Raw genomic sequence first — 18,304 nt, 5'->3', positions numbered from 1 at the left:
GTGATCCGAGATCTCGACATTCATCAGGCGCTCGCGGTTGTCAAGGCCCGCTTGAGCAAGAAAGCTGTCGGCCACGCAATTCGGGTGGGCGATACCGCCGCCGCGCTCGCGATAGTCTACGGCGTGAATCCCGAGTACGCGAAGATTGCCGGCCTGCTTCATGACTGGGACAGGGAGAAGAGCGGACGGCAGCTGATTGTCTCGGCCACGGAAGCCGGCATTGAGGTTACCGATGCCGACAGGGTGGTTCCATACCTGCTGCACTCGAAGACCGGTGCCGTGGCGCTGCAGCGCACCTACCCCGACCTGCCCGCCGAAGTGCTTGACGCGATCCGGTGTCACACGGTGGGCGCGCCAACGATGAGCGACCTCGACAAGATCGTCTATCTGGCCGACATGATTGCGCCCGCGCGCGACTTTCCGGGCGTGAACGAGCTACGGGAGGCCGTCGGCGTCGTCACGCTTGCGGAGCTCTTTGCTCGCGGATACCAGCTCTCCGTGATGCATCTGGTGCGTTCACGCCGCCGCCTGCATCCGGATACCGTGGCGGTATGGAACTCCCTTGTGGTGAAAGAGAAGCATGAGTAGGGGGGCCCACAGCAGGTCCACACGGCGGGTCGGGAGGACAGAGAAAGAGGATCGCCCTTCCATCAAGCCTGCGAAACAGGTGCGGGGTATGTCTCGGCACACGCAGAAGGCCCAGCATGCGCGGGAGTCTCGGCAGGTGACGGGTGTCGTGGAAGGACTTCGGATTGCCGGGTTCTATGGCACCGTCGCATTGACGGCACTTCTCGGCACGGTGTGCGTCCTTCTACTCCTGGGCACCGCGATCAACGGGGCGTCTCGGTGGAATGCCCTGCGGCATGGCGCAAGCACTGAATCCGGTGCGGCTCCCGCAGTGGCGAAGGCGACAAACACCAATGTGCTCGTGATCGGCGTCAAGGATGGTCGCGCTACAGGGTTTCTGGCGCTGAATGTGGACCGTGCCAATGACAGGGTCGTCGGGATCGCTATTCCCGACGGGACTTTCATTGAAGTGCCGGGTCAAGGCATCGCGCGTGTTGGAGACAGCTATTCGACCGAGACGACCACCGCCAAGATGGCGATGTCCGCGATTTCCAACTATCTGATGGTGCCGTTCCAATTGTTCATCGCAGTGTCTGCCGATGCGTACACGTCGGCGGTGCAGGGGCAATCCGTTGCGGGTTTGACTACCTCGCCTTTGGCCACGAATCTCTCGGCCGATGACCTCAAATCGCTTGCGCGCGACTTCTCCACACTCCCGCAGAAGAATACGGCGATCGTGCCGCTTCCGGTCACTTCCATCAAGCTCGGAAACCAGACCTATCTCGAACCGCAGCGCGCGCAGGTTGCGGATCTGTTGAAATCGTGGTGGGGTGTCGAAGCCAGCCAGGCGGCAACGGCGACACGGGTTATCCTGTATAACGGTTCGGGTGTGCCAGGCATCGCAGGTCTGGCCGCCCAGCAGCTGATCGGCACCGGATTGCACGTCGTGGACACCAAGAACGCAGATAACTTCAACTATGCCAAGACGCAAGTGATCGTTCAGCGCGGAGCACTGTCGCAGGGCGATTCGATCGCGAAGACACTTGGAGTCGGCACGGTTGTCAACCAGCCTGCCGATCAGGATGTTGCCGAAGTCATCGTTATCATCGGCAAGGACTACAAGCCACCCAAAGGGTGACCTACGCTAGAAAGGGATATTTGTGAATTCACAGGAATTGGCAGTAATCGCAGCCGAGGCGGCGAGTGACAAGAAGGCCGAGGACATCGTTGCCATCAATGTCGCCGAGCTGCTGGTCGTGACGGACTACTTTGTCATTGCCACTGGTCGCACGAACATACAGGTGCAGGCCATTGCGGATGAAATCGAAGAGCAGATGCGCGTGCGTGGCAACATCAAGCCGATCGGGCGTGAGGGAGTCAGCGAGGGCAAGTGGGTGCTGCTCGATTACGTCGACATTGTCGTGCATGTCTTCCAGCCTGAGGAGCGGGACTTCTACCGCCTTGAGAAGCTGTGGAGCGACGCGCCGAGACTGAGCGTGCCCGGCGCCACGGATGGGGCGGATGCCCCAAAGGACGCCAAGACGGAACCATCGGATGAGTCCTGACGGTGGCGCGCGAGTACTTTGAGAAGTACGGCGTTCAGACGGCACTTATAGTTGTAGCTGCGATATGGGGCTGCACGTTTGTGGTTGTCGCAGACGCCATCGCACTGTATCCGATGTATGGGTTTCTCTTCTGGCGCTTTGCAGTGGCCGCACTGGCCTTTGTGGTGTTCTTCCCGGCCGTCCTTCGACGGATGTCCGCTGTGAGCGTCAGAAGGGGGCTTGTCGCTGGTTTGCTGCTTTCGGCGGGCTACATCTTCCAGACTCTCGGCCTGGACGGTGCCACTCGGACGACGCCCGCGCGCGCTGCGTTCATCACCGGACTCTACGTCGTGTTCACGCCTCTTCTGCAGGCGGTAGTCCTTCGTAAGCGCCCGCGAAAGTCGACGATGCTTGGCGGCGTCATCGCGCTCTCGGGGTTGTGGATCCTGTCGGGAATCGGCGCAGGCGGCGGGTGGGTTCTGGGCGACACGTTTGTTGCGATCTGTGCGTTGGCGTATTCCGTGCACATGATTGTGCTGGGAATGACCGATGAGACGCACGATATTGGCGTGCTGACGCTTGTGCAGCTCGTGACCGTGGCCTTGGTGTGTGGTGTGATCTCCGTCGTGAGGGAGCGTCCGCCTCTGCCCACGCAACTCTCGGTGATCATGGCGATCCTTGTGTGCGGCGTGCTTGCGTCGGCGTTCGCCTTTGTGGTGCAGACGTGGGCGCAGAGCAAGCTGGCGCCTTCACGGGTTGCGCTGATCCTGGTTACTGAGCCGGCCTTTGGCGGCGTCTTTGGCTGGGCCGTTGCGGGAGTGTGGCCGATCCGGGAGATCCTCGGCGCCGCGACGATGTTCGCAGGGATGATCGTAGCCGAGGCGATGGCTGCGATGGCACCCTCAGCCGAGAAGATGGGTTTCGAGCCGGCAGTGGAGGGGATTCCGGCGCCGATTATGGGTCAGGAACCAGCGTTCACGCTGGAGGTTGGGCAGGATTCTGAGGAGCTTGATGCGAGGGGTTGACCCGTATTGAGCTGCTGGTATACTAGCCCCTGCGCCTTGAGGGCGCACCCGGATGTGGGGCCTTAGCTCAGCTGGGAGAGCGTCTGGCTGGCAGCCAGAAGGTCAGGGGTTCGATCCCCCTAGGCTCCACCATGATATTTCTGTAGGCCCGCTGTGAAAATGGCGGGTTTACCTGCGTAAAGAGGGAAGCGCGCTCTTGAGCGTGAGGCTCAGATACTGTCTTCCGTCGCCATTCCGTCGCCATGTACGCCGATATCATGATTTCAGTCACCCTCTCTGAGCAGCCACGGCGCGCTCAATGCCTGCGGCGAAGGTGTCCACAGCATCGCGCTCTTGTTGCGGCAGAACGTGCGAATACACGCGCAACGTGATCGCCACGTCAGAGTGCCCTAGGCGGTTCTGAACGACATGAGGCGGTACCCCATTGCGCAGAAGAATCGTCGCGTGAGCATGCCGACAATCATGGAAGCGGATGCCTTCCAAACCGTTCTTGTCCACCATCGTTCGGAACATGCGAGAGACCGTTGTTGGGCGTATCGCATGACCGACCAGATCGAAACGATCGAGTCGCTCAAGGCTGAACTCGAACGCGTCACATACTACAGCCGACTCTGGGAGAAGCGGGCGAAGGCCAACACCAAAGAGTGCGAGGAACTCAAGCAGGCGATCGAATGCCTCGTCGGCGTGCTCCGGGAGAGTGCCTTATGACCCTGGCCATCCCTCCCGTGCCATACCCTCTTGCCGCCCTGGAAGGTGGTGCGTGCAGGGTTCTGTACGGGTTACAACGTTTCAGCTCCAGTGCCCACAGAGCCTCGAATGCCCGAATCTCTCCGTCTCTGTACGAGATAGAGCGTCTTTAGGAGCCAAGAAATGATCAGAGAACTCACTTGTCGAGTCTGTGGAAGAACGTTCACGCATGACGTTCGTGGAGGCGTTCCGAGGGTTTGCTCACCGGAGTGTGCGCGAACGTGGCAAACGCGCGAGCAGCTGCGACGCGAACGTGCACTAACAGCCGTTCGTCAGTCCGTCGAACGTGCGTGCGCCTATTGCGGCGGGAAGGTCACGGGGAACCTCCAGATCAGATACTGCTCTGCTCTGTGCAAGAGCCGTGCGTACAACGATGCACGGAGGGCCGACGGAAGGCTTAAGCGCCAGAGGACGTCGTTGCGCAACTAATGGCTGACCGACGTTGCGCCGCCCGTCGAGCGGAAGGATGCGTGAATGTCAGTCGTCCGCGCTATGATTGCTCTGAGGTAGGTTTCGATCGTGTGGGCACGAGCGGTTGGCAGACAGTAGGGATGAGGGAGACATGTCGATAACACAGGGCGCGGTCACAGGCTGGGACGATGCGGATCAGCTTCTCCAATTCGCAGGGCTTGATTCGAAGACGTGGACCGCTCTATCAGGCGCGCACAACGAGCCCTTGAAGATGCTGTCGGATACTGAAGAGGGGCTATGGCTACTATCGGAGAGCAGGGGCGGCGCAGTCAGGACACATGCGGTGGAGTTCGTGCCGAATGATCGCATCGTCAGGGCTGAACTCAACATGCCGCATCATGGCCGTTACGACTTCACGAATGCGTCGGATCGCCTTGCGGTCACGGAGTTGAGCATCGTCGTGTGCGGTGTCGGCGCCGCTGAGGAGACGACCGTGCGGATTGACCGTGATTCCATGTTGGGCAGAGTCTCCGACGAGGCCGCAGGGCGTCTTCTCGAAACGATGTTCGGACTCTGCAGGCATTTTGCCGATGTGGGCGTGTCGGTTCGCGTGGAGCGAAGCACGGGGCTCTTCAGGTGAGGATGATTCTTGGACCGGTGTCTCGGGAGTCTTTGTCGTGCTCTTCGAATGATCGTCCGTCCTGGATTAGTCTCGAAGAGGAGTTTGAGTGACAACACAAGAGGAGACGCGGCGGCTGGTTCTGATTACTGCCTCCGAACGCGCGGGGGCGCTGACCGCCGGGCTGGGTGCAGGCATTGAGGTGCTCGGGACGTACGGCCCCTCAGCTGCGGTGGTGTGTGCGTTCTACGGTGTTCGCACCTCTCGCCTTCTTTCGGCTGTAGCACTGCTATGTCGTAGCTCGTTTGGGGTAGAGTCGCAGTCACTCCTGAGGAGCATGCTGCAGGACGTTGCAGACGTTAGATACATCGCCACAGATCCAGTTGCTCTCTGTGAGCAGTGGCGTCAGCATGGGAGTCGGCGCCGCTATTACGCGTACAAGATGGTCACAGACGATCCTCAGGGGACCGATATCCCATGCGACTTCGAGGACCTTGAGAGACTGATCGAAGCCGATTGGGCGGAAGCGCGCAGGATTGCGGCAGAGAAGACGCAGCAAGACATCAAGAAGGTGAGCAAGACTAAGGCAGGCAGATACCTGCTGAAGGATCGCTGGACGCGCAAGACAATCCGCCAAGCGGCCGAAATCGCAAACGCGAAATACCCCGATACTCTCGACCTATTTCGGGGGTATCAGTATTTGTGCGAGCATACTCACGGCAGTCCGGGGCTGGCGAGCGACTACCTGGTCAAGCACGATTCGCGGCTGTGTGTACGGGATCGTCATGATGCGGCATTCAAGAGCGCCTCAATGGCATTGCAGGCACTCGTGTTCGCTCACGCGACGCTCGGCGCCTTGAGCGACATTGGTCTGAAGTACGACCCGGCGCCTCTGATCGATGCGTTGCCGCAGGGGTGGGATTGCTCGGACCTCTAGGAGCATTCAGGTCAAGGGCCGCCCCAAGCAACGGGGCAGCGTAGCGTCTTGCCCCCGGAGAGTGCGATTTCCAGCGGCAGCTGATTGTTCGTGTAGTATTCAGGCTTGCTTGCCTTGAAGACTTCAAGGGCGCCGTCATAGCTGTTGGTGCGCTTTCGTACGTTGATCACGACAACGTCCTTATGGAAGTTCCTGATCACTGCATTGACTGTGCCCTGCAAATCCGAGTCGTCGGAGACGATCACAGCGACCTCGAACTCCTCATTGAAGCAGTCGAGAAGTAGATGGGTCGCGAGGTTCACATCGGCGCCCTTCTCCTCCAAGTACGACACCGTGACCTTTTCGCGCCCGCACGTATGGTTCTCGGGATTGGCAAGCCTTCGTTTTTTCGTGCGACGTTCGAAGTGGCTGTCGCTGTGTACGGTGATGTCGCTGTACTCTTCGAGGGCACTGAGGTACGTGAACTGCCGCGTACGAGCATTCCCGGCTGGAGCGTCGAACGAGGGGGTGGTGAAGTACCTTATGACACCGATGTCATACGTGCGCGGCAGTACGTTCTCGCAGAATCGACGGAGATCCAGCCATTTGTAGGCTGCACGAGGACTCGGACCACCGTTCTTGTCCACGAACGCTCCGTAGTAGAAGTTGAACCCGTCGAAGTAGACCCTTGCGCGAACTCGCACCGGCTCATCCATGAACTTCCCCCTAGAATGCAGAAACCGCCCGAAGGCGGTTCCTACGCCCTGAGACGCATCTCAGAGGAAGTTAACCAAGGTATACCCGTGATCCCCGCCTTTGTCAACGATACCACGCCTAGGTTTCGGCGAACTGCGTCGCTTCCAACGCTCACGGCGCAGGCGGGCGTTCGCCCGGGGAGTTGTCAACCTAGCACTCACGGGGCGCTCCTGTCTTTGACGCCGGTCGGCCTTCCGCGCGTACGTGGGTCATTGCGTGGCCACGCCAGAAGCTAGTACGCGGCCGCCGCTTTCCGTCGCCATTCCGTCGCCATGCACTCGAATAACGCTCTGAAATGCCTCGAAACCATGTGAGACTGACAGAATGTGAATTGGGCGGAAAACGGCCTCTGAACTGCGCGAACGTCGTTCCGTGCGGTACCACACGAGAGTGTCTGAAAGCACTACTGACGAGTTCGATCCCCCTAGGCTCCACCATCACGACCTTACTCAAACCGTTCACTCGGTTTGCATCAGAACCTGATAGTCCCACATGCACTAATCTGAAGCCGATCTCGAAGAGGGGTCGGCTTTCTACGTACTCTCGACCGTGGATCCACGTGGACAGTCGCTTTCCTTAGGAAACGCGGCGCAGACTTGCATCTAGTCTGACGCGCGTTTCATGTGATGGATTGGTCTTTGCCGTCAGACGCCCAGTTCTTCAGTCGAAGAACCATGTGTCGCGATGATGCGCGTGAGGCGGAGGGGTACAAAAACACCCCTAATCAGCCTCCGCAATACCCCTGGGATTACCACCTATCGCATCGACATTCGCCGTAGCATCAATCTCGGGACGACGGAATGTCCCTACGGACGTAGGAGAAGGAGGAAGAATGGAAGTCAGCAGAAGAACATTTCTAAAGGGCGCTGCTCTCGGTGCAGTCGGGGTGGCGACAATCGGCTCGGTAGGCGCGTTGACGGGATGCAGTTCTACTTCCACGGACGATTCGAAGGATACCTACACGGCATCAGCAAAAGGGTGCCATGGCGACATCACCGCAACGGCGGTCATCAAGAGTGGAGCGATCAAGTCCCTCAAAGTCACGGGTCCTTTGGAGACGCCGAGCATCGGAGGTCTCGCGCTCGAAGGTCTGCCGAAGACAATCGTCGAGAAGAACAGTCTTGCGGTCGACGCGGTTTCAGGCGCAACGCTGACCTCGGTAGCGATTCTCAAGGCGACTGCCTATTGCATGAGCAAGGCCGGCGTGTCCGTGAAGGTTACTCCTGCCGCGCAGAACTACAAGGCCGGGACGTACAGCGCGACCTACAAGGGGCACATGGGTCCTGTTACCGTCAAAGTAACCTTCTCGGCTAACAAGATCGACAAGATCGAACTCGGCACGCACACGGAGACCCCGAGCCTCGTCAACGGCGCGTTCAATCAGATGAGCGCGCAGATCATTGCCGATCAGTCTCTGGGCGTCGACTCAGTGACCACGGCGACTTATTCGTCCCGGGCGATCATGAGTGGGGTTGCCGATTGCGTCAAACAGGCTGGGGGAGATCCCGCCGGTCTGAAGCGCCCGCTTCTTTCGAATCCCACGGTTGCCAAAGACGAAGAGACAACTGCCGATATCGTCATCGTGGGCGGCGGGACTTCCGGCTCCGTTGCGCTGACGCGCGCTGCGACCTCTGGACTCAAGGCGATCTGCGTAGAGTCGGCGCCCGTAGTAGGAGGAATGGGCGAGATCTCTGGGTTCGCTTCGATGAGCTGGTTCGGATCAAAAATGCAGAAGACAGCGCTCAACATCACGGATGCGGCTGTCGAACAGAAGATCAAGGAACAGACGATCTCGTACTTCACTTCGGTTGTGTATCAGGCGAACGAGAAGATGATCCAGAATGCCTGTCGGGCTACCGGCCCGATGGTCGACATGCTTGCTGATGCCGGTATGACGCTCAAGGTTGCCAGCGCCACTGGCATCACGCCTCCGATCAAAGGCGAGCGTTTCCAGGGTCTTCATGCGAAAGCCGCCAGTCTCGGCTCTCAGACCCTGCGGAACCATCGTGTCGACAAGCTGCTTGTAGACGATGCCGGGAAGATATCCGGGGTTGTTGCGACGCGCAAGGACGGCAGCCACTTGACGATCAAGACGAAAGCGGTCGTTCTGTGCTCCGGCGGCGCGTGCGCGAACCAGCAGATGATGATCGACATGTTCCCCGACTACCCCCCCACCATGGAGAACTGCGCGATATCTTCCGATGATGGCGCCGGGCTGTGGGCCGCGTGGAACGCGGGTGCAACCAAAGCTATGTTTGGCGTACACGGCCACAACCATACACTTCCGCTCACGGCGAAGTTGGCCGGCATTTCAACGGTCGAAGCGACGGACGATGTGGCCAGCCTCGGAAACATTCCTCTGCTCTGGCTCAACCGCGAAGGAAGACGCTGGTGCGACGAGACGAAGGCCTTTGGTGCGACTCCAGGCGGCAACGTCATGTTGTTCGCACAAAAGGGATTCAATGTTCTTGACCAAGCAACCGTCGACGCGATGATCAAGAGCGGGACCTTGGTCAAGCCGTGGCGCGGCATAGCTGTTGGAACACCGCTTACGAATCTTGCAAAGCAGCTCTCCGACGGCGAGAAGACCGGATTTGTCTACAAGGCCGACACCATCGAGGCGCTCGCGGCAAAGACCGGCTGGAATTCTAAGGTGGCCAAAGAAGAGGTCGCAAAGTATAACGCGATCATCAACGCGAAGGTCGATCCGGACTACTACAGGGATCCAGCCTATTTGAAGTACACGATCGAGACGGGTCCGTTCTACGCCGTGGAGTTGCGCCCACGCTGCCTTGGAAGCTTCGGCGGGCTCCTCATGACAGCGGACTACGAAGTGTGCAAGGATAACGGATCCCCGCTCCCTGGGCTCTATGCCGCAGGCGATGTTTCGTGCGGTTGGTTCGGGAGGTCCTATCCGGACATCGGCGGCCTGACTTCGTGGCACAACACGGTCTCAGGTTATGTAGCGACCACCAGCGCGATTAAGTACCTGAAAGGCTAGCCAGCCAATCAAGGGCGATTGCGCTGAGCGCAGTCGGCGTGTCAATGACGGCCCGGCAGGTCTCCTGCCGGGCCGTCATTCTCGTTGAGACATCGAGCGGAAACCTCCGCGTGTCCAAATCGCGACTACCTCTTGGCGATCAGGCCGTTCAACTCGTATTTGCTGTGGACCCCGAGTTTTGCATAGATATGCTTGAGGTGGGTCTTGACGGTCGACTCGGCAAGGGACAACCGTGCTGCAATTACCGAGGAACTGCAGTCTTGCGTGATGAGGAAGAGGATCTCTTCTTCTCTTCGAGTAAGGCCCTTCACGCGTGCGAGGCGAGTGCAGCTGTTGACGATGTCGTCGAGTGCGGTGACTGAGGACGCGCCGCCGCGACGCACCAGGATTCCCCACGTGCCGTCACAATCGCTGCCTGTCATGAGCATTGTGAACATGATCGTCAACGCAAGAATGATCAGGCAGAAGAAGACTGTCTGATGCGCCGCAACAGGCACAAGCGACATCTCAGTGATCTTGGCGAGCAGCTTGCCGGCATCAAGAGATCCCCATGCGAAGCCGAAGAGCCACAGCGGATTCGCCCCGTGTCTGAAGGATATGTTGCACAAGACCACGACGACAAAGAGCGCGAAACAGGAGAAGGCGGCGTTGGTGCTCAGGGCACCGATTACGCCGAGAACACTTCCCCCGACAATCAGGCAAAGCGGGCCGGTGATCATCAAAGGAAACGATATTCGATACAACATGCGAGCGTCGAAAGTCTCTGAACGGAAGTACGCATAGAGGAATATCGGGATCAAAGCGAGCGAAACGCCAAGGGCGGCATACCCTCGTGCATCGATCGGAAGATACGAGCGCACAAGGGTGTTGGTGAAGGTAAACAGACCTACCAAGAGGACGGGTTTCACCGGGAAGGACCACCTCGTACTATCCAGCTTCTCGCCTTGAACGTAATCGCCCTTCGCGTAGTGCTTCAGAGAGCTCCGATAGCAGAGGAGGGAGAGGAGAGGAAAGGAAAGATACAGAGCGATCACGAACCACCTTGGATCGAGGAGCGACAGGATGGCTATGGACAGCGACGCGAGAACCTGCGCCATCGAGTAGTGAAGAACGACGCGAATGATGTCAAGCCGGGCGAACAGCTCGAGCCAGAAAAGCTTCAGCAGGGGTATTCCAAACCCCACAAGAATCGATCCGGCAATGAGGTATGCCTTCGGCAAGACGAGGAATCGGGACGCGATGAGAACCAGTCCGCCCGATAAGCATGCGGCCACGGACAGACCGAGAAGATGCGGTCGATTGGAAAGTGGGAACAGCGAGCGGGACGCCAGCGCGACCACTCCGAAAGTGAGAACACAAACGACATAACGAGTGACATTTCCGACCATTGCGAAACTGGAGCCGGCCGAGGGGTAGGCGTCGATCGCAAGCAGGGTCTCAAACGCAACCAAGAAGGATATGCCAAAAAAGGTCGGCATCAGTCGAGGTAGCTTCTCGAAGCGAGCTTCCTTGGCTGCGTTGCCTAGCTGGCTCGACGCATTCACCGGCGCTGCACCCCCGCATCACCTACGACCGATCGGCAGTGACCGGTTCTTCCGAATCATACACAAAACGTCAAGGTGATGCTGCGCATGCAAGGCGCGGATCGATGGGGTGCCAAGCCCGGCAGATACGATGCAGGGCGTATACCGATTTGCGCCATCAGGCGGATGCATGATCCTTCGGTTCGACATAGGCTTGGTTTGTGGCAGTAGCTCAAGTAAGCGATGCAGGTGAATTCGAATTGGAGTAGGCAAATGAGCAAGTTCGTGCCGCTTCGCGTGGCAAAGCTGGCCTGTGCTCTTGCCGTTGCGTTGTTGTTCGGGGCCTGCACGCCGGCAGGTGTTGAAGAGTCTTCATCGGGATCAGCACAACCCAACACGGCGGTGCGCATGTCGAGTGGCGTGACCGCATTCGTGACTCCAGTCTATATGTCGGGCTCGGAGCCGGAAACAAGTACTGCCGATGCTACTCCTGCGACCCCATCGTTTCCTTCCACCGCCGCGGTGGAAGCGGCGATCGCATGGGCGAGCGAACGGGGTGGGAACGTTGCATTCGCGGTGGCCACGAGCGACGGGCAGATTCGCGGCTACAACGTAGACGAGCCCTTCGTTTCTGCGAGCGTCGTGAAAGCGATGCTCCTCGTGGCCTATTTGCGCTCCAATCCGGAGATTGGCGATGCGGAGCGCCAGACGTTGAGTGCGATGATTGAGTACTCCGACAACGATGCTGCGACCACGATCTATGCCGCTGTTGGTGATGATGGGCTTCGATCCGTCGCAGAAGCTGTCGGCATGAATAATTTCGACGTATGGGGCTCGTGGGGTTCCGCTCAGCTCACCGCAGCCGATCAAGCGCGATTCTTCCTTGGAATTGATTCTCTCCTTCCCGAGAATCATCGTGCGTTTGCGCGCGAGCTGCTGTCGCAGATTGAGGAGGATCAGAGCTGGGGAATTCCCACCATAGCCAGGCCTGCGGGGTGGACCGTCTTCTTCAAGGGAGGATGGAGGGAGACAGGCTTGGGTCAACTCGTGCATCAGGTGGCCCGCTTGGAACGTCCAGGTGACCAGCCGATTTCGCTCGCGGTGATGACGGACGGTGACTCGAGCATGGCCTATGGAATCGAGACGATCAGTGGAATCGCCGAGATCCTGCTCGGTCAAGAGAACTGAGTCTTCTGCGAATTGTGACTTCGCGAGGGATTGTCAAGGGGGTTCTCATGCGTTCCTGCGGGAACGCATGCATGCGTTCGGGGTACACTTCTGACATTGTCAACAGCGATCCATGCCATTTGGCATGCGTATTCCACGTCTATGTCTGGAGTCAATCTGTCACGCGACCAGTCCATTGATGCACTGAAGGGCCTGGCAATCGTACTGGTTGTGGTGGGCCACGCCATCATCGATGCGGGTTCTGTGGACCCTGGCGAGCAAGGCGTCGTCAACATGGGCCCCATCTGGATATCGTTGGCCACCGCTTCAAGTCCGCCTTTGAGCCTCATCTACAGCTTCCATTTGCCCCTTTTCGCGTTCGTCAGCGGGTTGGTCATGTGGCCGCCGCGGGATTATTCCCTGACCACTTCGATTCTGAGTCGAGTTCGCGGTCTGTTGGTTCCCTACATGGCGTGGTTTGTTCTTCTCTACGCGGTCCGATTTGTTCCACATCCTTCAAGAGGATTCGGCCAATCCTTAGGAGACGCTGTCCTGGGTCGGGACAATCTCTGGTATCTCTACGCCCTGTTCATCTGCACCGCGATCGTCTTGTGCCTTGAAAGCGCTCCCGGTACGCGATGGACTCTGCCCCTCTCGGTCGTTGGCGCAATCATCGGCTTCTCCGGGGTGTTCTTCGCGATTCCGAACGTTCTCTACTTGGACAAAGTCTTCTGGGTGTACCCGTTTGTTGTGCTCGGCTATGTGTTTGGGCCTCTCAGGGCGAAGTTTGTGAAGCATCGGTGGCGGATCGTCGCCGTGAGTCTGGCGGCGTTTGTGCCGCTGTTCTACCTCCTGAGTCCCGTACACGTACCGAGTCTTCAGCCCATCAATAAGCTAGCGGCGGCCGCACGCGAACTCGGCACAAGTGGAGGTCGCGTGTTGGGCGTGTGGTTCTCCGCCCTGGCTCCCTTGCTCCCATATGCATGCGGTGTTGTGGCAGTCACTGCGATCTATGCTCTTTATCTTGGTCGAACAGGCAAGGCGATTGACGTTCAAGCTTGGATTGGCCGAAGGAGCCTTGGGATATACGCGATAGAAGGCCCTGTGTTGTGGTGGCTTTCAAGCAATGGATTGACGAATGTATTCGTGCTGGTTGTAGTCGCGCTGGGCATCTCGGTAGCGATCACGGTGCTCCTTGAGCGGACTCCGCTTATCGGCCAATTGCTTCTGGGTCAGAGGATACGGAAACCGCATCGACAACGTGCGGAGTAGCATCCGAGGGGTATAGGCCTGTTAGACGGCGCAGCTGATGCAAGGAGTCTTTAAGATGGCGAATTCGGATGATCATGTGCCCGGAAGACTTGGGCGTACGACCAAGATCGTGTTGGCGTGCACTCTTGTCCTACTGGCCTTGGTAGCCGTTGTTATCGGCAAGAACATCACCTCAGCGCGTTCGGCCGAGAACAAGGCTGTGGAGCCGGCGTCTTCCTCCGCAGGTATCACTTCGATTCAGGGTGACACCGCGGCGGAGTACAAGGCGGCGCTCGCCGATGGCAGACCGGTGTTCGTCTACTTCCACACGCTGACGTGTCCATCGTGTAAGCAGTTCTCGCCAGTCGTGGAGAAGGTTATGCCGGATTTCGCCGGCAAGGTCATCTTCGTGAATGCGCTGGAAGAGGAGCAGGGTGCGTACGACTTGGCCACGCAGTACAAGTTTGGCTACGTCCCGACCGAGCTGTTTCTCAAGCCGGGCGGTGAGGTCTTGAAATCTGTCGTCGGTCCGATGACCGAGAGTGAGCTGAGGCTTCAACTCAACCTCCTTCTGAGCGGCAAGTAGGATGTTCGCGTCGATTGCGGATCAGCTCGCGTTAGGTAACGGGGGAGGCATTCTGGCGCTCGGGATCGCGTTTGCGGGTGGCGTCTTGGGTGGTTTCAGCCCGTGCGTGTTGCCGCTCGTGCCGGCTGTTCTCGGCTACGTGACCGGCAGCGTGGGGCGCACGGAGACGGAGAACTCGGCACACAAAGGTTGGTGGCGCGGGCTGGCGCTGTCGGCCACGTTCGTGGTGGGGATGAGCCTGGTGTTCGCGGTCATCGGGGCCGCGGCGGGACTCTTTGGATACGCGCTTCGGATCGGGCCGCTGGGCTACTACCTCGCGGCAATCGTGAGCGCAGTGCTCGGCTTGTCTATGCTGGGCGTCATCAACCTGAACTTCGACGCGCTGAACCGGTTCATGCCGATGAAGCGGCCCGGACGACGTGGTGTGCTCGGCGCGCTGCTGTTTGGGATGGTGTTCGGGCTGGTGGCGTCGCCGTGCGCAACGCCAATCCTCGGTGCGATCGCAACGATAGCGATGGTGCAGGGCTCGGCGCTCAAAGGCGCGGTGCTGCTGTTCGCGTACGGACTCGGCTATGGGGTGCCGCTTCTTGTACTCGGTGTGGCATCCGGGTCGCTCGGGATGATGCGATCGCTGTCGAGGACGACCGGGGTGCTCACGAAGATTGGCGGCGCCGCGCTGCTGGTGGCAGCGGTGTACCTGGTCTGGATCGCGTAGGAATCGGGTTTTCGGGTGGGTGCTTTGTGCCCGCATGGCGCGTGCGGGTTTCGGCGGGGGCGTTCCTCGGCTAGAATCGCCTATTAGCACTGCTACGCCCGCGTACGCCTGATGGAGGCCCTCTCTTGAGCGAGTTCGTCTACGATCCGCACCGCATCGAAGAGCACTGGCAGGCCGAGTGGGTGCGCGATGGCCTGTACCATGCGCGGGAGGATGCCGCCAAGCCGAAGAAGTACGTGCTCGAGATGTTCCCGTACCCGTCGGGCGACATCCACATGGGGCACGTGCGCAACTACACGATCGGCGACGTGATCGCGCGTCAAGCATCGATGGCGGGCTTTGAGGTGCTGCACCCGATCGGGTGGGACGCCTTCGGCCTGCCTGCCGAGAACGCCGCAATCAAGAGCAATTCGCATCCGGCGACGTGGACGTACGCCAACATCGAGAAGCAGGCGTCCTCGTTCAAGCGCATGGGCTTCTCGTACGATTGGGACCGCACCGTCAAGACGTGCGACGTCGACTACTACCGCTGGGGCCAGTGGATCTTCCTGAAGTTCTGGGAGCGCGGCTTAGTCGAGCGCAAGTCCTCGGCCGTCAACTGGTGCCCGTGCTGCAACACCGTGCTCGCCAACGAGCAGGTCGTGGGCGACGGCGTGTGCTGGCGCTGCAAGAGCGTTGTCGAGAAGCGCGAGCTGGAGCAGTGGTTCTTCAAGATCACCGACTACGCGCAAGCGCTGCTTGACGATCTCGACGACCTGCCGGGCTGGCCGGAGCGTGTCAAGACGATGCAGGCGAACTGGATCGGCCGCAGCGAAGGCGCCGAGGTCGAGTTTGCGCTCTGCGACAAGGCCGGCGACGTCACCGATGACCGCATCACCGTGTTCACGACGCGCCCCGATACGCTGTTCGGGTGCACATTCTTCCTGCTTGCGCCCGAGCATCCGCTAGTCAAGCAGTTCGTTGTCGGCACCGAGTACGAGGCCGAGGTGCTCGACATCGTCGCCGCCGCGGCGCGCGAGACCGCCGTCGAGCGCTCGATGGGCGAGCGCGTCAAGCGCGGCGCCTTCACCGGACGCTACGTCGAAAACCCGGTCAACGGCCGCAAGGTGCCGATCTGGGTCGCCGACTACGTTCTGATGGACTACGGCACCGGCGCCGTCATGGCGGTCCCGTCGGGTGACGGTCGGGACTTCGAGTTCGCGCGCCAGTACGGACTGCCCATCGTGCCGGTCGTCGTACCCGCCGAGCAGGCCGGGGCGCTCTCCGAGGCGACCATCGGCGCGATTCCGCAGGAGGTCGACTGGGCAGAGGCCTACGCAGGCCCCGGCATCATGATCAACTCAGGGGCGTTCTCGGGCCTTGCAGGCGGCAAAGCGAGCGAGGGCATGCACGCGGTCAGCGCATGGCTTGCCGAGCGCGGACTGGGACGCGAGAGCGTCAATTTCCGCCTGCGCGACTGGCTCATCAGCCGTCAGCGCTACTGGGGCAACCCGATCCCGGCAATCCACTGCCCGGCGTGCGGTCTGGTGCCTGTGCCGGTGGAAGACCTGCCGATCGTGCTGCCGATGGAGATCGACGTCACCAAGGGCCAGACGCTTGCCGACCTCCCGGAGTTCTACGAGACGACGTGCCCTGTGTGCGGCGGTCCTGCTCGGCGAGAGACCGACACGATGGACACGTTCACGTGCTCGTCGTGGTACTACCTGCGCTACACCGACGCGAAGAACGACGAGCTGCCGTTCTCGGCCGATAACGCGAACTACTGGATGCCGGTCGACCAGTACATCGGCGGCATCGAGCACGCGATCCTGCACCTGCTGTACTCGCGTTTCTTCACCAAGGTACTGCGCGACATGGGGATGCTTACGTACTCCGAGCCGTTCACGAACCTGCTGACGCAGGGCATGGTCAAGCTCGACGGCGCCACGATGAGCAAGTCGAAAGGCAACGTTGTCGCGCCGGAGGACATGATTGCGAAGTATGGTTGCGACACATTGCGCGCCTACATCTTGTTCATGGCACCGCCGGACAAGGACCTTGAGTGGAGTTACGAGGGTCTCGACGGCATGTTTCGCTTCCTCACGCGCGTCTGGAGGATCGTGACGGAGTCTGCCGAGGAGGCGAGAAGCGGCTGCGGCGTGGTCGCGGCCGGCGATCCCGCCGGCAAGACGCTGCATCGCGAGTTGCACCGGGTGATCGGCAAGGTGACCGAGGACATAGGCCGGTTCCAGTTCAACACGGCCATCTCGGCGATTATGGAGCTTTCCAACGCGGGACACGACTACCGCCGCGACATGGCGGTGGGGGAGCGCGACCTGGTGCTGCTCGGCGAACTCGCCGATACGCTGACGCTGTTGCTGGCGCCGTTCGTGCCGCACATGGCCGAGGAACTGTGGCGCGTCGTTCTCGGCCATGAGGGATCCGTGCACACGCAGGCGTGGCCGACATGGGACCCGTCGGCCGTGGTCGCGGACGAGGTCGAGCTGGCCGTCCAGGTCAACGGTAAGGTTCGCGGCAAAGTCACCGTCGCTGTCGATACCGCCGAGGAGGACGTGATCGCCGCGGCGTTGGTGGCGGTCGGCTCGTGGATTGAAGGCAAAGACGTGAAGAAGGTCATGGTCGTTGCCGGGCGGATTGTGAGCATTGTCGTCGCCGGGTAAGACGACGGATACACTTCAGAAAGTCACTTGAAGGAGACTTGGGCTCGGCGCTCGCATGAGTTGCCGATTGACCGATAACCGACAAGGCGACGCCCCCTCGCCGCATTTGGAAGAAGGCGAGGGGGCGTTTTCGTGTGACGGAGGAATTGAAGGCGCGGTTGGAGGCTTTGGCGCGCCGTGCCGGTATCGCGGGACTTCCGCCGGCCGTGGTAATCGCGGCAGCGGTCTGCCTGGCGATCGCCGTATCGTACGCGGCTTGGCACTGGTGGCCGAGACAGCCGGCCGTGGCCACGTACGTCCCGGGTGCGGCGGCTTCGCGCAGCACCGACGCGGCTACGAGTGCGGCCCCCTCGGAAGAACCCAGCGGCACAGTGTGCGTGCACGTTACGGGCGCCGTCAGGAGTCCAGGAGTATATACGCTGCCGACAGGATCCAGGGTAGTCTCGGCGATCGATGCGGCCGGAGGGCTGCTGCCCGGCGCGGCACAGGCGGGCGTGAACCTCGCCGAGGCACTGCGCGACGGCGAGCAGATCGTGGTTCCCACGCAAGAGGAGTTCGCTCAGGGCACGAGTACCGCCGGCGGGGGGACTTCAACGGGCGGAGCGGTCGCTACAGCGGGCAGGCCAGTCAACATCAATACGGCCGATGCCGCGATGCTCGACACGCTACCCGGCATCGGGCCTACCACGGCCGCGAAGATTATTGCCGATCGAACCGCGAACGGACCGTTCAAGTCCACCGATGACTTGGGCCGAGTTTCGGGTATCGGCGACAAGACCTTGGCGGACCTCGAGGGTTTGATCAGTGTCAAGTAGC

17 protein-coding genes and 1 tRNA gene are annotated in these 18,304 nt (G+C 60.2%); 15 read left to right on the top strand and 3 right to left on the bottom strand.

Annotated features, from left to right (window positions below; all coding sequences use genetic code 11):
- The 5 genes from HGA39_01460 (at window position 1) to HGA39_01440 (ending at window position 3,268) form a co-directional block, all read left to right on the top strand.
- Window positions 1-588, top strand: coding sequence for an HD domain-containing protein (locus HGA39_01460; protein ID NTW28020.1), 588 nt, complete (start codon window positions 1-3; stop codon window positions 586-588).
- A gap of 88 nt (window positions 589-676) precedes the next feature.
- Window positions 677-1,705: a LytR C-terminal domain-containing protein gene (locus HGA39_01455; GenBank protein NTW28019.1), complete on the top strand. Its 1,029-nt coding sequence runs from the start codon at window positions 677-679 to the stop codon at window positions 1,703-1,705.
- 16 nt (window positions 1,706-1,721) lie between these two features.
- Entirely contained in the window at window positions 1,722-2,132 is a 411-nt protein-coding gene (gene rsfS / locus HGA39_01450) for a ribosome silencing factor (protein ID NTW28018.1), read from the top strand.
- Between the two features lie 2 nt (window positions 2,133-2,134).
- A complete protein-coding gene (locus HGA39_01445) occupies window positions 2,135-3,136 on the top strand; it encodes a DMT family transporter (GenBank protein NTW28017.1) in 1,002 nt (333 codons plus the stop codon).
- A gap of 56 nt (window positions 3,137-3,192) precedes the next feature.
- Window positions 3,193-3,268, top strand: a tRNA-Ala gene (locus tag HGA39_01440).
- Between the two features lie 135 nt (window positions 3,269-3,403).
- Here the strand turns inward: HGA39_01440 and HGA39_01435 are convergent.
- Complete coding sequence (locus tag HGA39_01435) at window positions 3,404-3,649, bottom strand: tyrosine-type recombinase/integrase (GenBank protein NTW28016.1); 246 nt, start codon at window positions 3,647-3,649, stop codon at window positions 3,404-3,406.
- Between the two features lie 27 nt (window positions 3,650-3,676).
- On the opposite strand from HGA39_01435, the gene HGA39_01430 reads away from it, so the two are divergent.
- The 3 genes from HGA39_01430 to HGA39_01420 all read left to right on the top strand — a co-directional run bounded on the left by HGA39_01430 (window position 3,677) and on the right by HGA39_01420 (window position 5,850).
- The gene (locus HGA39_01430; protein ID NTW28015.1) at window positions 3,677-3,844 is read left to right on the top strand and encodes a hypothetical protein; all 168 of its coding nucleotides are present in this window, start codon (window positions 3,677-3,679) and stop codon (window positions 3,842-3,844) included.
- Between the two features lie 601 nt (window positions 3,845-4,445).
- A complete protein-coding gene (locus tag HGA39_01425; GenBank protein ID NTW28014.1) occupies window positions 4,446-4,934 on the top strand; it encodes a hypothetical protein in 489 nt (162 codons plus the stop codon).
- An 88-nt stretch (window positions 4,935-5,022) separates the two neighbouring features.
- Window positions 5,023-5,850, top strand: coding sequence for a hypothetical protein (locus HGA39_01420; protein ID NTW28013.1), 828 nt, complete (start codon window positions 5,023-5,025; stop codon window positions 5,848-5,850).
- 11 nt (window positions 5,851-5,861) lie between these two features.
- On the opposite strand, the gene HGA39_01415 is transcribed toward HGA39_01420, so the two are convergent.
- Window positions 5,862-6,545 (bottom strand): NYN domain-containing protein, encoded by a 684-nt coding sequence (locus HGA39_01415; protein ID NTW28012.1) that lies wholly within the window; start codon window positions 6,543-6,545, stop codon window positions 5,862-5,864.
- A gap of 872 nt (window positions 6,546-7,417) precedes the next feature.
- On the opposite strand from HGA39_01415, the gene HGA39_01410 reads away from it, so the two are divergent.
- On the top strand, window positions 7,418-9,586 hold the full coding sequence (locus HGA39_01410; protein NTW28011.1) for an FAD-binding protein: 2,169 nt from the start codon (window positions 7,418-7,420) through the stop codon (window positions 9,584-9,586).
- A gap of 125 nt (window positions 9,587-9,711) precedes the next feature.
- On the opposite strand, the gene HGA39_01405 is transcribed toward HGA39_01410, so the two are convergent.
- Window positions 9,712-11,064 carry a helix-turn-helix transcriptional regulator gene (locus HGA39_01405; GenBank protein ID NTW28010.1) on the bottom strand — a complete coding sequence of 451 codons (1,353 nt, stop codon included), beginning with the start codon at window positions 11,062-11,064 and terminating at the stop codon, window positions 9,712-9,714.
- A gap of 318 nt (window positions 11,065-11,382) precedes the next feature.
- Between HGA39_01405 and HGA39_01400 the strand changes: the two genes are divergently transcribed.
- The 6 genes from HGA39_01400 (at window position 11,383) to HGA39_01375 (ending at window position 18,303) form a co-directional block, all read left to right on the top strand.
- Window positions 11,383-12,297: a serine hydrolase gene (locus HGA39_01400; GenBank protein ID NTW28009.1), complete on the top strand. Its 915-nt coding sequence runs from the start codon at window positions 11,383-11,385 to the stop codon at window positions 12,295-12,297.
- Window positions 12,298-12,438: 141 nt separating this feature from the next.
- A complete protein-coding gene (locus HGA39_01395; protein ID NTW28008.1) occupies window positions 12,439-13,548 on the top strand; it encodes an acyltransferase family protein in 1,110 nt (369 codons plus the stop codon).
- A 55-nt stretch (window positions 13,549-13,603) separates the two neighbouring features.
- Complete coding sequence (locus HGA39_01390) at window positions 13,604-14,113, top strand: thioredoxin family protein (protein ID NTW28007.1); 510 nt, start codon at window positions 13,604-13,606, stop codon at window positions 14,111-14,113.
- Between the two features lies 1 nt (window position 14,114).
- On the top strand, window positions 14,115-14,828 hold the full coding sequence (locus tag HGA39_01385; protein NTW28006.1) for a hypothetical protein: 714 nt from the start codon (window positions 14,115-14,117) through the stop codon (window positions 14,826-14,828).
- A 125-nt stretch (window positions 14,829-14,953) separates the two neighbouring features.
- On the top strand, window positions 14,954-17,488 hold the full coding sequence (locus tag HGA39_01380; GenBank protein ID NTW28005.1) for a leucine--tRNA ligase: 2,535 nt from the start codon (window positions 14,954-14,956) through the stop codon (window positions 17,486-17,488).
- 134 nt (window positions 17,489-17,622) lie between these two features.
- Window positions 17,623-18,303, top strand: coding sequence for a ComEA family DNA-binding protein (locus tag HGA39_01375; protein NTW28004.1), 681 nt, complete (start codon window positions 17,623-17,625; stop codon window positions 18,301-18,303).
- Window position 18,304: the final 1 nt, after the last annotated feature.

Source organism: Coriobacteriia bacterium (genome assembly GCA_013336165.1).
Taxonomy (GTDB): domain Bacteria; phylum Actinomycetota; class Coriobacteriia; order Anaerosomatales; family JAAXUF01; genus JAAXUF01.
This window is presented reverse-complemented; position numbering and strand designations above follow the sequence as displayed.